The sequence below is a fragment of the Micromonospora sp. S-DT3-3-22 genome, assembly GCF_015354745.1.
In the GTDB taxonomy this organism is placed as follows: Bacteria; Actinomycetota; Actinomycetes; order Mycobacteriales; family Micromonosporaceae; genus Micromonospora; species Micromonospora wenchangensis.
This window is the reverse complement of the sequence record NZ_JACGMO010000007.1, coordinates 53,937-74,580: the sequence shown is the minus strand read 5'-3', so window position 1 is coordinate 74,580 and position 20,644 is coordinate 53,937. Positions and strand designations below refer to the sequence as shown.

The 20,644-nt window shown below is 72.8% G+C and carries 18 protein-coding genes; 9 read left to right on the top strand and 9 right to left on the bottom strand.

Annotated elements, in window-relative coordinates; translation table 11 throughout:
• Positions 1–17 precede the first annotated feature (17 nt).
• From H1A17_RS03440 to H1A17_RS03420, 5 genes are all read left to right on the top strand, one after another.
• Positions 18–878 (top strand): hypothetical protein, encoded by an 861-nt coding sequence (locus H1A17_RS03440; RefSeq protein ID WP_228542843.1) that lies wholly within the window; start codon positions 18–20, stop codon positions 876–878.
• A gap of 73 nt (positions 879–951) precedes the next feature.
• Positions 952–1,620, top strand: coding sequence for a hypothetical protein (locus H1A17_RS03435; protein ID WP_145917289.1), 669 nt, complete (start codon positions 952–954; stop codon positions 1,618–1,620).
• Complete coding sequence (locus H1A17_RS03430; RefSeq protein ID WP_145917290.1) at positions 1,617–2,426, top strand: SDR family oxidoreductase; 810 nt, start codon at positions 1,617–1,619, stop codon at positions 2,424–2,426. The genes H1A17_RS03435 and H1A17_RS03430 overlap by 4 nt, the downstream gene beginning before the upstream one ends.
• Positions 2,427–2,593: 167 nt before the next feature.
• Complete coding sequence (pyrE, locus tag H1A17_RS03425; protein WP_088641922.1) at positions 2,594–3,133, top strand: orotate phosphoribosyltransferase; 540 nt, start codon at positions 2,594–2,596, stop codon at positions 3,131–3,133.
• A gap of 57 nt (positions 3,134–3,190) precedes the next feature.
• On the top strand, positions 3,191–3,568 hold the full coding sequence (locus H1A17_RS03420; RefSeq protein WP_007454255.1) for a helix-turn-helix transcriptional regulator: 378 nt from the start codon (positions 3,191–3,193) through the stop codon (positions 3,566–3,568).
• Between the two features lie 179 nt (positions 3,569–3,747).
• Here the strand turns inward: H1A17_RS03420 and H1A17_RS03415 are convergent, their stop codons facing one another.
• The 6 genes from H1A17_RS03415 to H1A17_RS03390 form a co-directional block, all read right to left on the bottom strand.
• On the bottom strand, positions 3,748–4,683 hold the full coding sequence (locus H1A17_RS03415) for a VTT domain-containing protein (protein WP_194821040.1): 936 nt from the start codon (positions 4,681–4,683) through the stop codon (positions 3,748–3,750).
• Between the two features lie 142 nt (positions 4,684–4,825).
• Positions 4,826–6,436, bottom strand: a complete 1,611-nt coding sequence (locus H1A17_RS03410; RefSeq protein WP_194821039.1) for a cell wall anchor protein — start codon at positions 6,434–6,436, stop codon at positions 4,826–4,828.
• A 121-nt stretch (positions 6,437–6,557) separates the two neighbouring features.
• Complete coding sequence (locus tag H1A17_RS03405; RefSeq protein WP_194821038.1) at positions 6,558–9,071, bottom strand: polynucleotide kinase-phosphatase; 2,514 nt, start codon at positions 9,069–9,071, stop codon at positions 6,558–6,560.
• Positions 9,068–10,522: a 3' terminal RNA ribose 2'-O-methyltransferase Hen1 gene (locus H1A17_RS03400; protein ID WP_194821037.1), complete on the bottom strand. Its 1,455-nt coding sequence runs from the start codon at positions 10,520–10,522 to the stop codon at positions 9,068–9,070. Before H1A17_RS03400 ends, H1A17_RS03405 begins: the two co-directional genes overlap by 4 nt.
• Positions 10,523–10,603: 81 nt before the next feature.
• The gene (locus tag H1A17_RS35460; protein WP_194821036.1) at positions 10,604–11,386 is read right to left on the bottom strand and encodes an LPXTG cell wall anchor domain-containing protein; all 783 of its coding nucleotides are present in this window, start codon (positions 11,384–11,386) and stop codon (positions 10,604–10,606) included.
• A 2-nt stretch (positions 11,387–11,388) separates the two neighbouring features.
• Positions 11,389–11,601, bottom strand: coding sequence for a hypothetical protein (locus tag H1A17_RS03390; protein ID WP_194821035.1), 213 nt, complete (start codon positions 11,599–11,601; stop codon positions 11,389–11,391).
• A gap of 124 nt (positions 11,602–11,725) precedes the next feature.
• Here H1A17_RS03390 and H1A17_RS03385 point away from each other — a divergent pair, with 124 nt between their 5' ends.
• Together H1A17_RS03385 and fbaA are read left to right on the top strand one after the other, a co-directional pair.
• The gene (locus H1A17_RS03385; RefSeq protein WP_145917296.1) at positions 11,726–12,109 is read left to right on the top strand and encodes a phage holin family protein; all 384 of its coding nucleotides are present in this window, start codon (positions 11,726–11,728) and stop codon (positions 12,107–12,109) included.
• A gap of 144 nt (positions 12,110–12,253) precedes the next feature.
• The gene (gene fbaA, locus H1A17_RS03380) at positions 12,254–13,276 is read left to right on the top strand and encodes a class II fructose-bisphosphate aldolase (RefSeq protein WP_088641929.1); all 1,023 of its coding nucleotides are present in this window, start codon (positions 12,254–12,256) and stop codon (positions 13,274–13,276) included.
• An 81-nt stretch (positions 13,277–13,357) separates the two neighbouring features.
• On the opposite strand, the gene H1A17_RS03375 is transcribed toward fbaA, so the two are convergent.
• The gene (locus H1A17_RS03375; RefSeq protein ID WP_194821034.1) at positions 13,358–14,563 is read right to left on the bottom strand and encodes an LOG family protein; all 1,206 of its coding nucleotides are present in this window, start codon (positions 14,561–14,563) and stop codon (positions 13,358–13,360) included.
• A 308-nt stretch (positions 14,564–14,871) separates the two neighbouring features.
• Between H1A17_RS03375 and H1A17_RS03370 the strand changes: the two genes are divergently transcribed.
• On the top strand, positions 14,872–15,300 hold the full coding sequence (locus H1A17_RS03370; protein ID WP_145917298.1) for a DUF3151 domain-containing protein: 429 nt from the start codon (positions 14,872–14,874) through the stop codon (positions 15,298–15,300).
• A gap of 106 nt (positions 15,301–15,406) precedes the next feature.
• Here H1A17_RS03370 and H1A17_RS03365 read toward each other — a convergent pair whose 3' ends face one another.
• Entirely contained in the window at positions 15,407–17,146 is a 1,740-nt protein-coding gene (locus H1A17_RS03365) for a chromosome partitioning protein (protein WP_375372786.1), read from the bottom strand.
• 1,014 nt (positions 17,147–18,160) lie between these two features.
• Complete coding sequence (locus H1A17_RS03360) at positions 18,161–19,174, bottom strand: hypothetical protein (RefSeq protein WP_145917299.1); 1,014 nt, start codon at positions 19,172–19,174, stop codon at positions 18,161–18,163.
• Between the two features lie 123 nt (positions 19,175–19,297).
• Between H1A17_RS03360 and H1A17_RS03355 the strand changes: the two genes are divergently transcribed.
• On the top strand, positions 19,298–20,587 hold the full coding sequence (locus H1A17_RS03355) for an adenylosuccinate synthase (RefSeq protein WP_145917300.1): 1,290 nt from the start codon (positions 19,298–19,300) through the stop codon (positions 20,585–20,587).
• Positions 20,588–20,644 lie beyond the last annotated feature (57 nt).

Genomic DNA, 20,644 nt, shown 5'->3' with positions numbered 1-20,644 from the left:
ATCTAGGAAGGAGAATCATGGTCGATTCCCACAGCACGCCCGCCCGGACCCGTCCGGGTCTGGTGACGCTCTCCAGCTACCTGCTGATGTTCTTCGCGGCGCTCCAACTGATCGGGCTGATCCTGACCCTCGCGATCAGCGGAAAGCTGCGCCAGGCGTTCGAGGACGCCTTCGAGGGGACCGCGAGCGAGGTCGAGGGCCTCGGCACCGCCGTCGTGGTCTTCGCCGTAGGCGCGTCCGCCGTCCTGCTGCTGATCGCGCTCGCCCTCGTCGTCCTGGCGATCTTCAACAACCGGGGCAAGAACGGCAGCCGGATCGCCACCTGGGTGGTCGGCGGCATCATGGTCTGCTGCGTCGGCGGTGGGCTGGTCAACGGTGCCGCGGGGTTCAGCGGCTCCACCGGCTCCACCTCCGGGGACGCGCCGAGCGCCGAGGAACTGGAACGCAGCATGAACGCCGTGCTGCCGTCCTGGTACAACCCGGTCAGCACCCTGCTCGGGGTGGTCAGCCTGCTCGCCCTGCTGGCGGCGCTGATCCTGCTCGCCCTGCCGCAGTCCAACGAGTTCTTCCGCAAGCCCAAGGCGGGCTGGGAGCCGCCGGTCCCGGGTGCCACCTACCCGGCCGCGCCCGGCTACCCGCCCACCCCCGGCTACCCGGCGACGCCGGACTACCTGCAGCCCGGTGCGCCCGGCCAGCCCGGTGCCCCCGGCCCGTCGTCGGCTCCGGGCCAGCCCGGCCCGTCGTCGGCCACCCCCGGCGTGCCGGACCAGCCGCAGTCGTCCGACGGCCCGTCCTGGTCGCCGCCGTCGGGCGGGGAAACCGACCGGCCCACCGGAGGCAGCGGCCCGGACGACCCGCAGCGGCCCGCCGGCAGTTGACGGGCGCGTAACAGCGACACCGACGATTCCCTCCGAGTAGGTTGCACACCGACGCCTACCGGAGGGAATCGTCGTGTCGTACCCGGATCAGGTGCCGGACCGCCGCCCGCCGGTCGTCACCGTGGCGGCGGCGCTGCTCGGGCTGATGGCGCTCGCCGCCGGGGTCTACGCCGTCACCAGCCTGCTCGCCCTGGGCGGCACGATCGACCGGTTCCGGGGCGCCGTCGCCGGCACCGCCGCCGACCCGGGTGACGTCGACGGGGTGGTCCGGCTGCTGCGGATCAGCACGGTCGGCGCGGCGGTGTGGACGGTGCTGGTGGCGCTGCTGCTGGTCGGCCTCGCCGGTGGACTGCTCGCCCGGCGTCGGGCGGCCCGGGTCGGCGTCTGGGTGGTCTGCGGGCTGGGCCTGCTCGCCGGAGGGTGCGCCCTGGTCGTGCTGGTCGGCCAGCGGGTCAGGCCGCTGCGGCTGGGCAGCGGCGACCAGGGGGTGGCCGACCTCTTCACCACCCTCGACGACGCCTACCCCTCGTGGTGGGTGCCGGTGAACGCGGGCGTCTCGGTGGCCCAGGCCCTCGGCTACCTCGTGGTGGCCGTGCTGCTGGCCCTGCGGCCGGCGAACACCTGGTTCACCGGTCGGCGGCCGGCGCGACCCGGGTACGGGCCCTCCTCGTTCACCGCCGCGCCCTATCCGTCCCCGGTGTCCGCGCTGCCGCCGGAGCCCGGCCCCGAGGAGCAACCGTGACCGTCGACCGAACGACGCCCGGCCGGTGCGCGTTGATCACCGGTGCCACCGCCGGCATCGGCGCGGCGTTCGCCCGGCAGCTCGCCGCCGAGGGTTGGGACCTGGTCCTGGTGGCTCGGGACGCCGCGAGGCTCGACGCCACCGCCGCCGAGCTGACCGGCCGGTACGGCAACCGGACGGAGGTCGTCTCCGCCGATCTGTCCACCGACGACGGTTGCGCCCGGGTGGAACGGCGACTGGCTACCGGTGACCCGGTGGACCTGCTGGTCAACAATGCCGGATCGAGCCTGAACCAGCCGTTTCTGCGGTCCACCGTCGCCGACGAGACGCGGTTGCTCCGGTTGAACGTGCACGCGGTGCTACGCCTGACCCACGCGGCACTCGGACCCATGACGAGGCGCGGTAATGGGACAGTGATAAATGTCTCTTCGGTCGCCGGCTTCGGCCCGGTGATGCCGGGCTCCACCTATCCGGCCAGCAAGGCATGGGTCACCAGTTTCAGCGAATCGATCGGGCAGTCGACCCGCGCGGCAGGGGTGCACGTGATGGCGCTCTGCCCTGGCTACACCCGCACCGGCTACCACGAACGCACCGGCATCGACATGTCCGGCATGCCGCGGTGGATCTGGCTCAAGGCCGACGACGTGGTCGCCGAAGCCCTGCGTGACCTGCGAAAAGGCAAGACCGTGAGCGTTCCCGACTGGAAGTACAAGCTGGCCGTGGCGAGTCTGCGGCACGTGCCGCGCCGGCTGCTGCGCGGCGCCTTCCGGGACCGGCGCGGGCAGGTCGACCCGGCGGGGCAGTGAACGGCACGCGGTGCAGGTCGACGCGCCGGTGACCCGGCGTGGCAGCGCAACTCTGCCGGTGCGGTCGCGCAGCGTAGCCGTCCATCGCCAGTCATCGAGCGCCCGCGTGGTCGATCCGGGTGGGCCGCACACACGACCCACAGACTTGCGCAGTACCCTCTATCGCCATGGGGGACCACGACGACCTGCGTAAATTCATCACTGACCTGGCTGTGGTCCATGGCCGGGTCGTGCTCTCCTCGGGGCGGGAGGCGGAGTGGTACGTCGATCTGCGTCGCGTGACTCTCCATCACCGGGCCGCTCCCCTGGTCGGTCGGGTGATGCGGGAGCTGACCGCCGACTGGAATTACGACGCGGTCGGTGGGTTGACCCTGGGTGCCGATCCGATCGGCATCTCGATGTTGCACGCCGCCGCAGAGACCGATCGACCCCTGGACGCCTTCGTCGTCCGCAAGGCCGGCAAGGCGCACGGTCTCCAACGGCGGATCGAGGGTCCTGAGGTGGCCGGCCGGCGGGTACTGGCGGTGGAGGACACCTCGACGACGGGCGGCAGCGTGTTGACGGCCGTCGAAGCTCTACGCGAGGCCGGGGCGGAGGTCGTGGGCGTGGCGGTGATCGTCGACCGTGGCGCCAGCGACGTGGTACGCGCCGCCGGACTGCCGTATCGGGCGGCCTATACGTTGGCTGACCTCGGCCTTGTGGCGTAAAAATTTGCCGATTCGGATCTGCTGATATGCAGGCGGATCGATGCTGCTGGTGGAAGGATGGAATACGTGGGAACTGCGTTGGCTGAAATGACCATGCCTCAGATCTCGCCGCTTGCCGGCGAGCCGATCGAACGTGCCGACGCCGAGCGGCTGGCGGGGGTCCTCAAGGCCCTCGCCGACCCCGCCCGGCTGCGGCTGCTCAGCCTGATCCAGTCGGCGCCCGAGGGCGAAGCGTGCGTGTGTGACCTCACCGCGCCGCTCGGCCTCTCGCAGCCGACGGTCAGCCACCACCTCCGCATCCTCACCGAGGCCGGCTTGCTGGAGCGGGAGAAGCGTGGTGTGTGGGCCTACTACCGGCTGGTGCCGTCGGCGATCGCCACGATCGCCGACCTCCTCACGCCGCCGCGCAAGCGGGCCACCAAGAAGGCCCGCTGACTGAACCCGTTCGTCCCGTCCAGGGGCGACGTCCGATGACGGACCAGGGGTGGCGTCATCGGGTGGTGACGGCTGTCCGTCACCGGTCAGTTCGCTGATCCACCACCGTGCCCGCGGTGGCGTACGCGTACGCAACGGCCGGTCCTCTCCCCGAGGGCCGGCCGTTGGTCGTCCGCCGGTCAGTGGCCCGGACCGTGTTCCGGGTACCGCCCACCGTCCTGCGGCGGGCGCTGCCCGTACGTCTGCGGCGGGAACCGCTGGTCGTGGCCGGGCTGCTGGCCGTACGGCTGCTCGCCGCCGGAGGGCTGCCCGGGGTGCGGCTGCCGGGGCTGGTCGTGATGGTGGTGCTCGACGGCGTCCCGGACGGCCTCCACCGTGCCGACCGCGGTCGCGGCGGTGATCACGGCGACGGCCTCACCGCGCCGACGCGCCCGGCGGTCGCGGAGGAACTCGAAGAAGATCGGCAATACCGAGAGCAGGATGATCAGCGCGACGACCGGCAGGATGTACCTGTCGATCTTGTCGCCGATGGCGTTGTAGATCTGGTCGGCGAGCAGGTAGCCGATCAGCAGGATGCCGTCCACCCAGAGGATCGCGCCGACGACGTTCCAGAGGAAGAACTGCTTCGCCGGCATGCCGAGCACACCGGCCACCGGGTTGAGGAACGTCCGCACGATCGGAATGAACCGGGCCAGCACGACGGCCTTGGCCGGGCCGAACTTCTGGAAGTAGAACTCCGCCTTCTCCACGTACTCCTTCTTGAAGAGGCGGGAGTTGGGGCGGTCGAACATCCGCCGGCCGTACCTGGCACCGAGCCAGTGCCCGAGCTGGGCCCCGACGATCGCGCAGATCGGCCCGCCGATCAGCAGCCCGGCCAGCGAGAGCCGGGTGCCGTCGCCGAAGATCGCGTCGGCCACCGGCGAGGCGGCGACCCCGGCCAGGAAGAGCAGTGAGTCACCGGGGAAGAAGAACCCCACCAGCAGACCGGTCTCGGCGAAGAGGATCACCCACACGCCGATCAGCCCGAAGGTCTGGAGCAGATCCTTGGGGTCGAGCGGGTTCAGCGCGACCGTCTCGGCGACCACCCGCGTCTTCTCACCTGTGTCCACGGCCACACACCATACCGAGCCCACGAACCGCCGGTCGCGGCACGCGCCCCTTCGACCGTGATCTCACCCCCGGACGCCCCGGTTCAGGCCACGGGGTGCCCGGGTCGGGCCCCGATGCGCCCGGGTCGGGCCACGAAGCTGTCCCGGGTCAGGCCACGAAGCGCGACCGGAGACGCCGGGCCGCCAGGTAGCTAACGATCCCGGCCACCAGCAGCAGGCCACCGACGGTGACCAGCAGGCCGGTCGGAGAGCCGGTGATCGGCAACGAGCCGTCGTCGCCGCCCTGACCACCCGAGGTGGGGTTCACCAGGATCTTCGCGGTGTCGTTGCTCGGGTCGAGATCCTTCGCGCCCACCGGGCCGTTGCTCAGCTCGACCTTGCCCGTCAGGGTGCCCGCCCGATCGATGCGGAACGAGAACGGCAGGGCGACCTTTCCGCCCTTGTGGATGAGGTCGTACTGGTAGCAGGAGTACGCGCGGGCACCCGGCCGGCCGCCCTCCTCGTCCTGGATGTCGGCGTCGAGGCAGTTCTTGGGCACCTTGACGGCGGTGACACCCTTCGGCACGGTCATCTCGATGATGGTGTAGAAGTCACGGCCGCCATTGGACGACGAGGCCGGCCCCCGGTTGGTGTAACCGATTGTGACCGGCACGGTCTCGCCCACCTTGGCGGTGATGCGCACCTCGTCGGCGGCCAGGTCGGCCCGCTGGTCGCCGGTGACGGTCAACTCGACGGGCGTTTCGTTGTCGGCCGGCTTGACGTCGGTCTGCGGTGCCCGGGACGCGCCGACGGGCAGCTTCCCACCGGTCGGCTCCAGCCGCAGCACACCGCCGGTGCCCTGCTGGTCGAGCGTGTACTTGGGCCGCTCGTCCGCCCAGTCCTGCGGGGTCAACCAGGTGGCGGTGCCGGTCTGGATGTTCGGTGCCGAGACGTCGCCGGGCACGGTGACACCGAAACCGCCACCGACCCGGAACACCCGGCCCGGCGCGATCTCGTCGTCGAAGGTGCAGACGAACAGGTTCGGCGTCCAGTGGTTCAGGCCGCCCTTGCTGCCGTAACGGCAGTTCTGGTAGCGCTTCGACGGGGTGAGACCGTACATGGCCGACACGAGGAGCACCGCGCCCTGGGCGGTCTCCTGCCCCTGGTTGCCGACCGACAGCCCCACCGGCACCGTGGCACCGGGACCACCGGTCAGCGTCACCGCGGGACCCGCCACCAGATCGACCCCCTCGCCGATGGTGACGGTCGAGGTGGTGCTGCTCGTACCGAACCTGGAGCTGGTCACGGTAAAGCGGATCTTGCCATTCTGACCCACCTTGGCACCCGCGCGTGGCAGCACCGGAATCAGGAGCAGGTCATGGCTCTCGCTGTCGATGGCCGAGCAGGTCAGGACGGTGCTCTCGCGGGTGCAGGCCGAGCCCAGCGGATCGCGCACGTCGGCGAAGGCATCGACGGCGCTGTAGTCCACGGTGACGGTGTGCTCAAGCGGGGGCTGATCGCCCCGCCAGACGAGGGACACCCGTCTGCCCGACCCGCCCGGGGCCAGGGTGATGCTGTCGGCGACGATGTCGAACCCTGCCGCCGCGACCACCTCGGGAGAAGCGCCGGGAATGGCGGGGGCGGCCAGGGCAGGGCCGGTGGAGGCGGTGACGAACGCGCCCACCGCAGCGAACCCGGCCAGCCAGCGTCGCATCGTGTGCTTCCGCATCAATGTTCCTGTCCTGGAAGGGGCGCAGTCGTGACGTAGCGTACGGAACAACTCGGGCGGTGACCGCCCCGCTCGGCCGGGCAGTGGGCCGAACGGGCCGAACGATCGGCGACTCCACCGCAACGGCCACGGTCTGCCGAGCCGTCGGGACGACGGTGGGCGTCGCCCACCGTCAGAGCCGGGGGTCGACCGGCTCCGACTCGCAGGCCAGGATCGCGAATACCAGCTCGTGCCGACGCCACAGCGGCGCGTCGGCGGCGTAGGCGTCCAGGGCGGCCAGGCCGAGCGCGTGCTCGCGCAGCGCCAGGCCCCGCTTGCGCCCCAGCGACCGGCGACGCAGCGCGGTGAGCTGGGCCGGATCGGTGTAGCCGGGACCGTAGATGATCCGCAGGTACTCCCGTCCCCGGCACTTGATGCCCGGCTGGAGCAGCGAACCGCGCGCCGACCGGGCGGCCGGCCCGGCGTACGGCTTGACCACCATCCCCTCGCCACCGGCCCCGGTCAGCGTCAACCACCACCCGGTGGCTACCGCCACCGACGCCTCGTCGGCCAGCTCAACCACCTGCCGCCGGGTCGGCGTGAAGAACTCCGGGTCGGCCGCGCAGAGCCGGTCGGCCAACGCCAGGTGCCAACCGTGGTCCCGGCCGGTGAAGGTCAGCGTCGCCCCGGCCAGCACCGCGAACGGCGCCAGGGTCACCCCGCGCAGCCCCTCGGTGGGTGCCACGTACGCGCGGTACGCCGCCGAGTAGCCCTCGACCTCGACCCGCCGGGCCGCCATCCGGTCCCGCAGCGCGGCCACCGGCAGGCCCCGGGCCGCCGCCGCGTCCAGCGCGGCGAGGGCCGCCGGCAGCGCCGCCCGACCGGCCGCCCCGACCCCGGCGTACTGCTCACGGATCAGCCCACCCGCCTTCGCCGACCAGGGCAGCAGCTCACAGTCCAGCAGCAGCCGGTCGGTGCCCAACTCGTCCCACAACCCGGCCGCGCCGACCGCCGCCCGGACCCGGTCCAGCAGCTCCCCGTCCAGCGGCGGACCGAAGAACGGCCGGCCGGTACGGGTGTGCACCACCCCACCGCCGAACGGGCCCGGTTCCCGCTCGACCAGCACCACCGCGCGGGAACCCATGTGCTTCTCCTCGCACACCACCCGCTGCACGCCGGCCGACCGGTAGTCGTCGAACGCCTGCGTCGGGTGCTCCAGGAACCCCGGCACGGTCGACGTCGAGCAGGGCGCCATCGTCGGCGGCAGCCAGACCAGCCGACCCGGGTCCACCGCGAACCGGCTCATCACCTCCAGCGCGGCGGCGGCGTTCTCCGCCGGCACGGTCAGCTTGCCGTAGGCGTGTTCCAGGTGCCGCCGCCCGGTCACGTCGGCCAGGTCGAGCACCGTGTCCGAGCGGCTCGGGGTGCTGACCAGCGGCCGGGCCGGGGCGTACCACTCCCGCTGGGCGTCGACCGAGATCAGCTCCCGCTCCGGGTAGCGCAGCGCGGTGAGCTTCCCGCCGAAGACGCAGCCGGTGTCGACGCAGATGGTGTTGTTGACCCATTCCGGGGTCGGGGTCGGGGTGTGCCCGTACACGACCGTCGCCGAGCCCCGGTAGTCGCGCGCCCACGGGTAGCGCACCGGCAGGCCGTACTCGTCGGTCTCGCCGGTGGTCTCGCCCCAGAGCGCGAACGAACGGACCCGGCCCGACGCGCGGCCGTGGTAGGCCTCCTTCAGGCCGGCGTGCGCCACCACCAGCCGGCCGCCGTCCAGCACGAAGTGGCTGACCAGGCCGTCGATGAAGGTCGCCACCCCGGCCACGAACGCCGGGTCCTCGGCGTCGAGCTGCTCCATCGTCTCGGCCAGGCCGTGGGTGAGCTTGACGTCCTGGCCACGCAGCTTGCGCAGCAACTTGTGCTCGTGGTTGCCCGGCACGCAGATCGCGTGCCCGGCCGCCACCATGCCCATCACCAGGCGCAGCACGCCGGGGGAGTCCGGGCCGCGGTCCACCAGGTCACCCACGAAGACGGCGGTACGACCAGCCGGGTGCACCGCGTCCACCGGGCGACCCGCGTCGTCGCGGTGCAGCACGAAGCCCAGCCGCACCAGCAGCGCCTCCAGCTCCGCCCGGCAGCCGTGCACGTCACCGACGATGTCGAACGGCCCGGTCAGCTCCCGCCGGTCGTTGAACAGCCTCTCCAGGCGGATCCGCGCGGCGTCGATCTCCTCGACCCCGCGCAGCACGTGCACCCTGCGGAACCCCTCCCGGGTCAACTGCCCGTACGACCGGCGCAGGTCACGCTGCATCCGGGCCAGTACCTGCCGGCCGTGCGTCCGGTCGGCGCGGGCCTGGGTCCGTTCCCAGGCCAACGCCTCCGGCACGTCCAGCACGATCGCCACCGGGAACACGTCGTGGTCCCGGGCCACCTGCACCAGCCCGGCGCGGGCGTGCGGCTGGAGGTTCGTCGCGTCGACCACGGTGAGCCGGCCCCGCCGCAGCCGGACCCCCGCCACGTGGTGCAGCGCCCCGAACGCGTCGGCCGAGGCGGACTGGTCGTTCTCGTCGTCGGCGACCATCGCCCGGAACGCGTCCGAGGCGAGCACCTGACTGGGCGCGAAGTGCCGGGCGGCGAAGGTGGACTTGCCCGAGCCGGAGACGCCGACCAGCGCCACCAGGGCGAGTTCGGGAATGTCGAGGATGGTCATCGGGTCGTCTCCTGGCTGCCCACGGCGGTGAGGACGGCGAGCTGGGTGGGGTGGCCCAGCTCGGGGTCGTGGTCACCGATCCCGCTGATCGTGGCCGTGTAACCGTGGTCGGCGGCCACCCGCCCGACCCACGCCGCGAACTCGGCACGGGTCCACTCGAACCGGTGGTCGGGGTGCCGGAACCGACCCGCCGGCAGCCCCTCGTAACGCACGTTGTACTCCGCGTTCGGGGTGGTCACCACGACCGTGGCCGGCCGGGCGTGACCCAGCACGGCGTCCTCCAGCGCGGGCAGCCGGGCCGGGTCCAGGTGCTCGACGACCTCCATCAGCACCGCCGCGTCGTAGCCGCGCAACCGGTCGTCCCGGTAGGTCAGCGCCGACTGCCACAGCCGGACCCGGTCCTGCTGCCGCTGCGGCAACCGGTCCAGCCGCAGCCGGCGGGCGGCCACGGTCAGCGCCTGGGCGGAGACGTCCACGCCCACCACCTCGGTGTAACGCCGGTCGGCGAGCAGCCCGGTGAGCAGCGCGCCGCCGCCACAGCCCAGGTCCACCACCCGGCTCGCCCCGCTGGCCGCCAGCGCGGCGAGTACCGCCTCACGCCGCCGTACCGCCAGGGACGCCCGCCGGGGGTCGGCCACCGCCGTCGCGCCGTCCGCCGGGCCGGTGGACCCGTCGACACTGTCGTCCGGCACGGGCACGTCGGCCAGCCGCAACTCGGCCAGCCGGGCCATCGCCTGCCCGGCCAACGCCCGCCGGTGGGCCAGGTAACGCCGGGTGATCAGCGCCCGCTCCGGGTGGTCGGCGAGCCAACCCGCCCCGGCCCGCAGCAACTTGTCGATCTCGTCCGGGGCGACCCAGTAGTGCTTGGCGTCGTCCAGCACCGGCAGCAGGACGTACAGGTGGTTGAGGGCGTCGGCGAGCCGGACCGTGCCGGACAGGCAGAGGTCGACGTACCGGCTGTCACCCCATTCGGGGTGCTGCTCGTCGAGCGGGAGCGGGGCTGCGGTGACCGCCCAGCCCAGCGGGGCGAACAGCCGTACCGCCAGCTCCGCGCCGCCCCGGCAGCGCAGCACCGGCACCCGGATGCTCAGCGGGATCGCCGAGCCGGCCAGCTCCGGACGGTCCCGGGACACCCCGCGCAGCGCGGACCGGAACACCGTCGACAGCGCGGAGGAGAGCAGGCTGGACGCGGCGTAGGCGCGGTCGTTGACGTACTGCCCGAGGGTGAAACTCTCCGGTGTGGACGCCGCCCGCTTCCGACCCACCCCGAGACGCTGTGGGTCGACCTCGACCAGCAGGGCGGCCGTGCACCGCCGCGCTGTCGCCTCCGGGTAGAAGACGTGCGCGGTGCCCGTCGGCAGGTCGAACTCCTGCACCCGGTCGGGGTGCTTGACCAGCAGGTAACCGAGATCGGTCGCCGGCTGGTGGGTGGTGGTCAGGGTGAGCAGCACGCGCCCATGATCCCAGCGCGGCCGATCCGGCGTCGTCCTGATTCCCCTCGGGCCGCTCGCAGCCAGGGGTACCGGCGGGGGTCAGGCCGTGAAGCGGGTCCGGCGGCGACGGGTCACCACGAAGCCGGCGACGCCCGCCGCGACCAGCAGGGCACCGGCACCGGCGACCAGGGTGACGGACTGACCGGTGATCGGCAGGGTGCCACCGTCATCCTCACCGTCACCACCGCCGACTCCGCCCGGTCCGGCGACGCCGGACTTGACGACGAGCGTGGCCCGGTCGTTCGCGGCCGGGTCGCCTGCGGCGAGGCAGCCGTAGAGGTCCGCCCCGGGTTCACCGCCGTGCTCCCACGGGTTCCACGACTTCTCGTCGTTCCGGTCGTACGGGGCGCACTCCCCGGAGACCTCGACCGCCTCGGTGCCCTTCGGGATCTCGACCGTCACGAACGGTCCGCTGAGCCGCCACGTCTGGACGGTGGCCGGGCCCAGGTTGGTCCAGCCGACCCGTACCTCGACCCGGTCGCCCACCTTGCCGCTGGCGCTGGCACCGTTGGCGGCCACATCGGCCGGATTGTCACCGCCGACGTTCAGGCCGACGACGGTGAAGCTGTTCCACCGGTCGACGTCGGTCTGCGGCACGGACGCCTGCCGGGCCGTCCGCACCTCGACCAGTTCCAGCTTCCCTCCGGTGCCGGGCCTGCCCGGCGGAAGTGGATAGGCGGGGTTGTCGATGATCAGCTTCCAGTCGTCCCTGGTCCACCAGTCGACGTAGCTGTCGATCCTGCTGCCGGAGCGGGCCTGCCGGTCCAGGGTCACCGGAAGCCTGCTGGAGAGCCGTCCCTGCCCGGCCGGTCGGGCCCGCACCGTCAGCGGTAGTCGTCCTCGTCGGCGGTGACCACCCGGGCCTGCTCCATGGCGTCCCAGTCGTCGACCTCCAGGCCCCGGTGCGGCTCGGCGTCGGTCTCGTCCGGGCCGATCACGGCGGCCTGCTCGACCGCGTCGGCCGGCTCGGCCTCCAGGTCGCGTTCCTGCGGGTCGAGGTGGTCGCTCGGGGTGAACTCCTCGTCGGGCTGACCCATCGTCCCTCCCTGGATGCGGCGGCCTGTCCACCCCACCGTACGGGCTGGTGCGGGAGGTCGCCCGGTGGGCGCGGGAACGCGGGAACGTCCCACCGGGGACGCCGGGCGGTGTCAGGATGGGTCGGTGGGCTTCCTGATCCGGTTGGTGATCACGGCGATCGCGCTGTGGGTCACCACGCTGATCGTGCCGGGGGTCGACGTCTCCGGGCGCAACGGCGCGAACACCGCGTTCACCCTGCTCGTGGTGGCGCTGATCTTCGGCGTGGTCAACGCGGTGCTCAAACCGGTGATCAAGGTGGTCGGTTGCGTGTTCTACCTGCTCACCCTCGGGCTGTTCGCGCTGGTGGTGAACGCCCTGCTGTTCCTGCTGACCGACCGGATCGCGCGCGCGGTCGACCTGTCGTTCCGGGTGGACGGTTTCTGGGCGGCCTTCTGGGGGGCCATCGTGATGGCCGTGGTGACCTGGCTGATCAGCGTCGCCGTGCCGGACGGCCGGGAGGCCCGGTGAGGCCGACCGGTGGACGGTCACCGGGGCGGTTGTGTCCGCCGACGCCTCCTACGGGATACTGCCGACGGTGGACAGCGCGGTCCGGCGCACCCATGGAAGACAGCGGCCAGCGTGGCCGAGAGCGGTAAGTAAGGAGCGTTCCCCATGCCCATCGCTTCCCCCGAGGCTTACGCGGAGATGCTGGACCGGGCCAAGGCCGGCCGGTACGCGTACCCCGCGATCAACGTGACCTCGTCGCAGACCCTGAACGCGGCGCTGAAGGGCTTCGCCGACGCGGAGAGCGACGGCATCATCCAGGTCTCCACCGGTGGCGCGGAGTACCTGTCCGGCCCGTCGGTCAAGGACATGGTGACCGGCGCGGTGGCGTTCGCCGCGTACGCGCACGAGGTGGCCAAGAAGTACCCGGTCAACATCGCGCTGCACACCGACCACTGCCCGAAGGACAAGCTGGACGGGTTCGTCCGGCCGCTGATGGCCATCTCCCAGGAGCGGGTGAAGGGCGGCCAGGAGCCGCTGTTCCAGTCGCACATGTGGGACGGTTCGGCCGTGCCGGTGGCGGAGAACCTGGAGATCGCCGCCCAGCTCCTCGACGAGGCCGCCAAGGGCAAGATCGTCCTGGAGATCGAGGTCGGCGTCGTCGGTGGCGAGGAGGACGGCGTCGAGAACGCCATCAACGACAAGCTCTACACCACCGTCGAGGACGGCCTGGCCATGGTCGAGGCGCTCGGCCTGGGCGAGAAGGGCCGCTACATGGCGGCGCTGACCTTCGGCAACGTGCACGGCGTCTACAAGCCGGGCAACGTCAAGCTCCGGCCGGAGATCCTCAACCAGATCCAGGAGGCGGTCGGCGCCAAGTACGGCAAGGACAAGCCGCTCAGCCTGGTCTTCCACGGCGGCTCCGGCTCGCTGCTTGAGGAGATCCGGGAGGCGCTCGACTACGGCGTCGTGAAGATGAACATCGACACCGACACCCAGTACGCCTTCACCCGGCCCGTCGCGGACCACATGTTCCGCAACTACGACGGCGTACTCAAGATCGACGGCGAGGTCGGCAACAAGAAGCAGTACGACCCGCGTACCTGGGGCAAGCTGGCCGAGGCCGGTCTCGCCGCCCGGGTCGTCGAGGCGTGCGAGCACCTGCGCTCCACCGGCACCCGGATGAAGTGACCCTGACGTACCCCGTCGACGGCCGGCTCCCCACCCGGGGGCCGGCCGTCGCCGTCGGAGCCCGGCCAGCCGGGCCGGACGTCAGGCGGTCGCGGTGAGCACCCGGACGGCCTCCCGTACGTCGTCGGTGAGGTGGATGCTGCCGGACAGGTCACCGAACGGCGACCCGGCGAACAACGGCCGCAGCAACGACTCGATCGGCAGCTCCCGCGTCCAGTACGCCCGGTCCAGGAAGACGTACGCCCCGCTCGCCCCGTCCGTGCCGTAGTACGTCTTCGTGGCCGCCTGGAACACCTCCTGCACGGTGCCGGCCCGGCCGGGCGCGAAGACGATCCCGCCCCGGGCCAGCCGCAGGATGGTGTCCTCCCGGATGGCGTTGGAGAAGTACTTCGCGATCCGCCCGGCGAACAGGTTCGCCGGTTCGTGCCCGTACAGCCAGGTGGGGATGGCCAGCCCACCGGAACGGGCCCAGTCCAGCCCGGGGCCGCGCTGCTGCGGCACGGTCGCCGTGTAGCGGTCCCGCACCGCCAGCGCGGCGGCCGTGTAGCGGTCGTGGTCGGTGAAGTCGGGGGCCACCGCCAGCAGGTCGATCGCCGTGTTCAGCTCCTGGGCCGGCCAGGCCGACAGGAACGCGCCCAGGTTGGCCGCCTCCATCACCCCGGGCCCGCCGCCGGTCACCACCAGCCGGTCGGCCCGCGCCAGCTCCCAGCCCAGCACCGCCGCCATCCGGTACGGCACACTGCCGCGCGGCACCGCGTGCCCGCCCATCACCCCCACCACCGACTGCGGCCCGTGGGTGGACAGCCAGGTCCGGGTCGCGTCGGCCAGTGCGTTGTCCACACCGTGGTCGTGCAGCCGCTGGCCGAGGGCCTCCTTCACGTCGGGCAGGGCGCCACCGTGGGCGCGGAAATGCTCGTAGACCCGGGTGTCGTACATCCCGGCGAACCCGGCGGCGGCGAACCCCTCGGCCAGGTCGGTCGGGGTGTAGAGGTGGGCCGGCTGGGTCGGGTACGGCAGGCCGGAGAAGGGCGGCACCACGTTCGCCCCGCGCCGGACCAGGTCCGCGCCGACCTCCCGGCCGGCGAAGCGGCAGCCCACGAAGAGGGTGCCGGTCACGTCGGAGGCGGTCAGGTCGGGCACCGGGTCGAGGTCGAGGCGGAGCCCCTGCACGGTCAGCCCGGCGAGGCTGTCGGCGGCCAGGTGCCTGTCGAACTCGGCCCGGGTCTCGATCTCGTCATGACTGGTGTCGTGCGGCGCGATGACGTCCGCCGGAGGTGGGGTGGGCACCCCGCCATCCTGCCCCCACCCCGCCACCGTGCACCGGGGCAGGGGTACCGACGACAGAAGCCCGGCGACCGAGGTCGCCGGGCTCCTGCGTAACCGGGTCCTGGGGAGGCTCCGGACCAATAGTTGTAGTGGAAAATATCTTCGGGTGGCATGGGCCGCAGGGCCGGTACGGTCCGCCGAGGGTTCACCCGACGGGGCCGAGGGTTCACCCGCCAGGGTCCCCGACGTGGCGTAGACCTCCACCGTTCAGCCAGCGTACCCACCCGACCCCCTCGCGCCCCCCGGGGCGAAGCGGGTTGAATGGGGCGATGCAGAACCTGTTGCCTGAGCCTCCGGCCACCCTCCTGCCCGCGCACGACGACGCGGACGCCGCGCTGGCCGCCGCCGCGGAGCAGGGCACCGACGAGGCGTACGCCGAGGTCGCGGCCCGCTTCCCGACCCACAGTGCGGCCTGGGCGGCGCTGGCCACCCGGGCCCTGGACGGTGGCCAGGTGGTCGCGGCGTACGCGTACGCCCGTACCGGTTACCACCGTGGCCTGGACCAGTTGCGGCGCAGCGGCTGGAAGGGGCACGGCCCGGTCCCCTGGTCGCACACCCCGAACCGGGGCTTCCTGCGCTGCCTCTACGTCCTGTCCCGGGCGGCCGGGGAGATCGGCGAGGCGGACGAGGCCGCCCGCTGCGCCCAGTTCCTCCGCGACTGCGACCCGGCCGCCGGGGACGCCCTCGCCAGCGCCTGACCGACCGGTCGACGCCGGCCCGCCCCGACAGTTCGTGCGGGGTGGGCCGGCGTCGCCGTTTCCTGCGTGGTGCCGCCGTTTCCCGTGTCGCCGTTTCCCGGGCCGGTCAGAGCCCCTCGGCCACCGCCGCCGCGATCTTCAGCCAGGCGTCCCGGGTGGCCGAGGAGAGCCCGCCGTACCGGATCGGCTCGCCGGTGTCGATCAGCCGCTCGTACGGCGCGAGCAGCACCGCCCTCGTCCGGGCGGCGAAGTGCTCCTGGATGGCCGGCAGGTCGATCTCCTTGCGCGACGGGGGCATCGACACCACCGTCACCGCCTGCCGGACCAGCCGGTGCCGGCCGCTCTGCTCCAGGTGGTCGAGCATCCGGGCGGCCGTCTCCGCCGAGTCGTTACGGGCCGACATGGTCACCACCAACTGGTCGGTGGCGTCCATCGCGGCCTGCCAGTTCTGCGCCCGGACGTTGTTCCCGGTGTCCACGAAGATCAACTTGTAGAACCGGCTCACCACCTCGCGGATCTCGGCGAAAGCCGCCGCCGTCAGCATCTCGCCCCCGGTGGCCGACTCGTCCGAGGCGAGCACGTCGAACATCCCCTCGCCCTGCGAGCGGACGTACTGCGACAGGTCGCCGATCCGGCCGTGCGGCCCCTGGAACTGCCCGAGGTCCCGCAGCATGTCGCGCACCGTACGGGAGTGGAAGTCCTGCTGCGCCCGCATCCCCAGGGTCCCCTGGGTCTCGTTGTTGTCCCAGGCCAGCACGTAACCCCCGCGCTTCTGCCCGAAGGTCATCGCGAGCAGCAGGATGGCCACCGTCTTGCCGGCCCCACCCTTGGGATTGACCACGGTCACCTGGCGCAGCCCGCCGAAGTTGCGGCGCACCATCTCGATGTCCCGCTTCACCTCCTGCTCGTGCTGCCCCGGGGGGAGCTTCACCAGGCCGATCTTGTTCACCATGGCCCGGACGCCCATCGTGGCGATCGGCTCGGCCGGTCGGATCTGCCGGCGGCGGGCGAAGTCCTCGGCGGTCGGCGCGATCCCGCTCTCCGGCGACCATCCCATCTCGGGGTAGCCGGCCGGCGAGAGCGGATCGGGATAGACCGGCGTGGGCGGGGGCGTCCCGCCGGAGGTCGACGGCTCCGGCCAGGACGGCCGGTACCACCCACCGGCGACCTGCTGCCCCGGCGCGGGTGGTTCCGCTGCCGGTTGCGGCCCCGGAGCCGCCTGGCCCGCCGCCTGCTGGGGTCCGGTCTGCTGCCCTGCTGCCTGGTGCGGTCCGGGCACCGGCTGGCCGGGTCCGGGTTGCTGTCCCGGTGCCGGGTACCCGTGGACCGGCTGTTCGGGCAGCGACAGGCCGGATTCCCACGGCTCGGGCAGCGACAGGTCAGGCGCTGGCGGCTCGGGCCGGGAGAGACCAGGCTCCGGCCGTTCGGGCAGTGGCAGGCCGGCTTCCGGCGGCTCGGGCAGGGACAGGCCGGGTGCCGGCTGGGTGGGCAGCCCGGGGCCGCCGGGGTCCGTCGACTCCGGTCGGAGCGGGCCGGGAACTGCCGACCCGGTTCCGGGCGGATCGAACCGGGTGTCGGCCGGTCCCGCTGCGGTCGGCTCGGGCCGGCCCGGTGCCGTCGGTTCGCCCGGTTCGGTCCAGCCCGGTGCCGTCGGTTCCGGTCGGTCCGGGCCGGTGTCCTCGGGTCGGAACCCTCCCGGGACGCCGGGGCCGGCGGCGGCCGGAGGGGGCGGTGGCGGTCCGGCGGGTGCCGGGTGGGGCGTGCCGTCGGCTGCGGTCGGATGCTCCGGGGCCGGCTGCGGCCCGACGGCGGCGCGGCCCGTGGGCTCGTGCTGTCCACCGGGCAGGTGCGTCGACCCACCTGGCTCCTGTTCCCGCCCACCGGGCACGTGCACCGGCCCGCCGGGTCCAGGGGCCGCTGCCTGCGGATGGCCGACCCCGCGTACCGGTGCGGTGGCCGGACCGGTGGCCCGGTCGGGCTCGTCGATACCGGTGGAGAGCCGTTGGGGCGGCAACGCCCAGGGCGACTCGCCCCGCCCCGTGGACTGTGCCGGCACCGCCGCCACGACTGCCGGGTCGGCCTCCGGCATCTTGGAGGATTTCGGCCCCGCCGGGGGCCCGAACTTTCCAAGATTCAACTCGGTCGGGTCATCTCCGTGGGCCACGACGCTCCCGTTGCGCGGAGGGGATGGTGGGGCGGGGTGGGACGGGCTGTTCGGCGGGGGCGTCGGAGCAGCCGACGTGGACGGTCCGACCCCGTGACCACCCCCGGCCGGCGGTGCGGCAGCGGTCGACGGGGCGACGGGGGCCGGCGGTGCCGGTGGACCGGCGAGCGACGGGTCCAGCGTGAACGGCAGGTCGAGATCCACCCGCCCGGTCCGCCCCGGGCCCGTTCCACCGGCCGGTGCGGTCGGCCGGCCCGCGCCGCCACGATCCGCCGGGGCGGCGTACCCGGGAGAGGCGTAGCCGGGTGGGGGGTCGTAGCCGGGGGAGCCGTCGTACCTCGAGGAGTCGTCGTACCGAGGGGGAAGATGGGTCGGGGGGGTCGGCTCGGGCAGGTCGGGCACCCAGCCGTCACCGGGCGGGCCCCAGCCGCCGTCGGGCGGCAGGGGCGCGACCTCCGCCGCGAGCGACGGGTACGCCGTCGGCGGGTAGACCGGCGTGGGCTCGGCGGCCCAGTGCGGCACCGGCTCGACGGGATCGGGCGGCCAGAGTGGTTCGATGTCCCGCTCCGGCCCCGGCTGCTGGCCGGGCTGCCCCGCCCGGTCGGCGTTGTCGTCCACCACGGATCCTCCCCACTCCTCCCGCCGAGGATAGGCCGTCCCGTTCCCGTTACGCCGGGTGACGGACGCGGGGAGCGGTCAGCCGGTGAAGACCGCCCAGGCCCCGGGCTCGGTCCACCAGGACCGCTTGCGGCTCAGCTCACCCTCGACGCCGTCGTCGAGGAAGGGCACCCGCTCGTCCCGGGGGATCACCGCCACCGCCCGGCCCCGGGCTCGACGGACCTCGTACCTGATCTTCTTCTTCCTACCCAACGTCCGGCGGGTCGGCACGGGAACGGCCACCGCGACCTCCACCCGACCGTCGGCCGGGTCGGGGGCGGTGAGCAGCGGCAGCGAGTCGAGGGTGGCGTAGCCGCCGGCGTTGCCGATCGCGCAGGCCAGGATCGGGTCCGCGCCGTCGGAGAGCACCGCGTCGTCCACCTCGACCCGGCCACGCCAGTGCAGCGGGCGGCCCGCCTCGTCGGCGGCACCGAGCAACGCCCCGTCCAGGGTCACCGAACCGCCGTCGTTACGCAGCAGGTCGAGCCGGCGTACCCCGCCGTCGAGCACGGCCGCCGCCACCGCCGCCGGGTCCCGGGGCAGGCCGAGCTGCGCGGCCAGGTCCCGGTGCGGGCCACCCCGGGCCGGATCGAGCGGGAGTACGCCGATCGGCGGCAGGTCGGGCACCGTACGGTTCCCGGCCAACTCGGCGGGACGGCGGCTGGGCGGTGGGGCGTACCGGCGGACGAGTCGACGCACGACGGCGCGCAACTGGGCGTCGCTGGCGACGGCGACGACCAGCCGGACCTTGCTGTCCGGGTCGGGCCAGGCGAGGCCGTCGGGGCGGGCCGGGGCGTCCAGCCGGGCCAGCACCTCGTCGACCTCGGCGTCGGAGCGGGCGACGACGGTCTCCACCCGGGCGCCCCGCGCGGTCAGCGCGTCCGCGCAGGTCAGCACCGGTACGCGCGGCGTCTCGCAGCGCTCACCGTCCTGCGGCCCGGCCGGTTTCCCGGTGGCCTCGGGAGCACCGCCGCAGCAGGCGTCGCCGCTGCCGCAGCCCCCGCCGGGAGCGTCCCGCTCGGAGCCGAGGGTGAGCAGCACCACGTCGTACACTCCGGGCCTCCTGCCTCGCGACGTGAACCCCTGCCGGCCACGCCGTTTCTACTTGTTAGCCTGACACCCCGGGCTCGCCAACCGGTCGCCACCTGGCACCCGAGCCTTCTGGAGGCGGACAAGATGCCAGCGATCGTGCTCATCGGCGCTCAGTGGGGCGACGAGGGCAAGGGCAAGGTTACCGACCTGCTGGGTGAGCGGGTCGACTACGTCGTGCGCTACTCCGGCGGCAACAACGCCGGCCACACGGTGATCACGCCGGACGGGCAGAAGTACGCGCTGCACCTGATGCCGTCAGGCGCGCTCTCCCCGAGCGCGATGATCGTCATCGGCAACGGGGTGGTGGTCGACCCGAAGGTGCTGCTCGCCGAGATCGACGGGCTCGCCGAGCGGGGGGTGGACGTGTCCCGGCTCCGGATCTCCGGCGACGCGCACCTGATCATGCCGCACCACCGGGCGCTGGACCGGGTGGTGGAGCGCTACCTCGGCTCGGCCCGGATCGGCACCACCGGGCGCGGTATCGGCCCGGCGTACGGCGACAAGGTCGCCCGGATGGGCATCCGGCTCCAGGACCTGCTCGACCCGGGCATCCTGCGCAAGAAGCTGGAACTCGCGTTGCGCGAGAAGAACCAGCTGCTGTTCAAGGTCTACAACCGCAAGGCGATCGACGTCGACGAGACCGTCGAGGAGTACCTGCGGTACGCCGAGCGGCTGCGGCCGTACATCGCCGAGACCCGGGTGATGCTCTGGGACGCCCTGGACCGGGGCGAGACGGTGCTGCTGGAGGGTGCCCAGGCCACCATGCTGGACATGGACCACGGCACGTACCCGTTCGTGACCTCGTCGAACCCGACGGCCGGTGGGGCGTGCGTGGGTGCCGGCATCCCGCCCACCGCGATCAACAGGGTGATCGCGGTGAGCAAGGCGTACACCACGCGGGTGGGGTCGGGCCCGTTCCCGACCGAGCTGTTCGACGACAACGGCCAGCACCTGCGCAAGGTCGGCCACGAGTACGGCACCACCACCGGCCGGGAACGCCGCTGCGGCTGGTTCGACGCCGTCGTGGCCCGGTACGCGTGCCGCCTCAACGGCGTCACCGACCTGGTCGTCACCAAGCTGGACGTGCTCACCGGCCTGCCCAAGGTCCCGCTCTGCGTCGGGTACGAGATCAACGGCGAGCGGTTCGACGACATGCCGATGACGCAGACCGACTTCCACCACGCCACCCCGATCTACGAAGAGCACGACGGTTGGTGGGAGGACATCAGCAAGGCCCGTACCGAGGACGAACTGCCGGACAACGCCCGCCGCTACATCGCCCGCATCGAGGAAATCACCGGCACCCGGGTCAGCGTGGTGGGCGTGGGCCCCGGCCGCGAGGAGAACGTCGTCCGCCACCCCCTCCTCCCCTGATCTGCCCCCTCCGCCCTCCCCTCCCCGTCCCGCTGCGCCCCGTCCCGCTGGCCCCGG

What these genes read in the sequence shown, in the direction of transcription:
- H1A17_RS03440 (WP_228542843.1), top strand. Translation starts at nt 18, where the DNA reads ATGGTCGATTCCCACAGCACGCCCGCCCGGACCCGTCCGGGTCTGGTG.
- pyrE (WP_088641922.1), top strand. Translation starts at nt 2,594, where the DNA reads ATGGGGGACCACGACGACCTGCGTAAATTCATCACTGACCTGGCTGTG.
- H1A17_RS03420 (WP_007454255.1), top strand. Translation starts at nt 3,191, where the DNA reads ATGGAATACGTGGGAACTGCGTTGGCTGAAATGACCATGCCTCAGATC.
- H1A17_RS03405 (WP_194821038.1), bottom strand. Translation starts at nt 9,071, where the DNA reads ATGACCATCCTCGACATTCCCGAACTCGCCCTGGTGGCGCTGGTCGGC.
- H1A17_RS03390 (WP_194821035.1), bottom strand. Translation starts at nt 11,601, where the DNA reads ATGGGTCAGCCCGACGAGGAGTTCACCCCGAGCGACCACCTCGACCCG.
- fbaA (WP_088641929.1), top strand. Translation starts at nt 12,254, where the DNA reads ATGCCCATCGCTTCCCCCGAGGCTTACGCGGAGATGCTGGACCGGGCC.
- H1A17_RS03370 (WP_145917298.1), top strand. Translation starts at nt 14,872, where the DNA reads ATGCAGAACCTGTTGCCTGAGCCTCCGGCCACCCTCCTGCCCGCGCAC.
- H1A17_RS03355 (WP_145917300.1), top strand. Translation starts at nt 19,298, where the DNA reads ATGCCAGCGATCGTGCTCATCGGCGCTCAGTGGGGCGACGAGGGCAAG.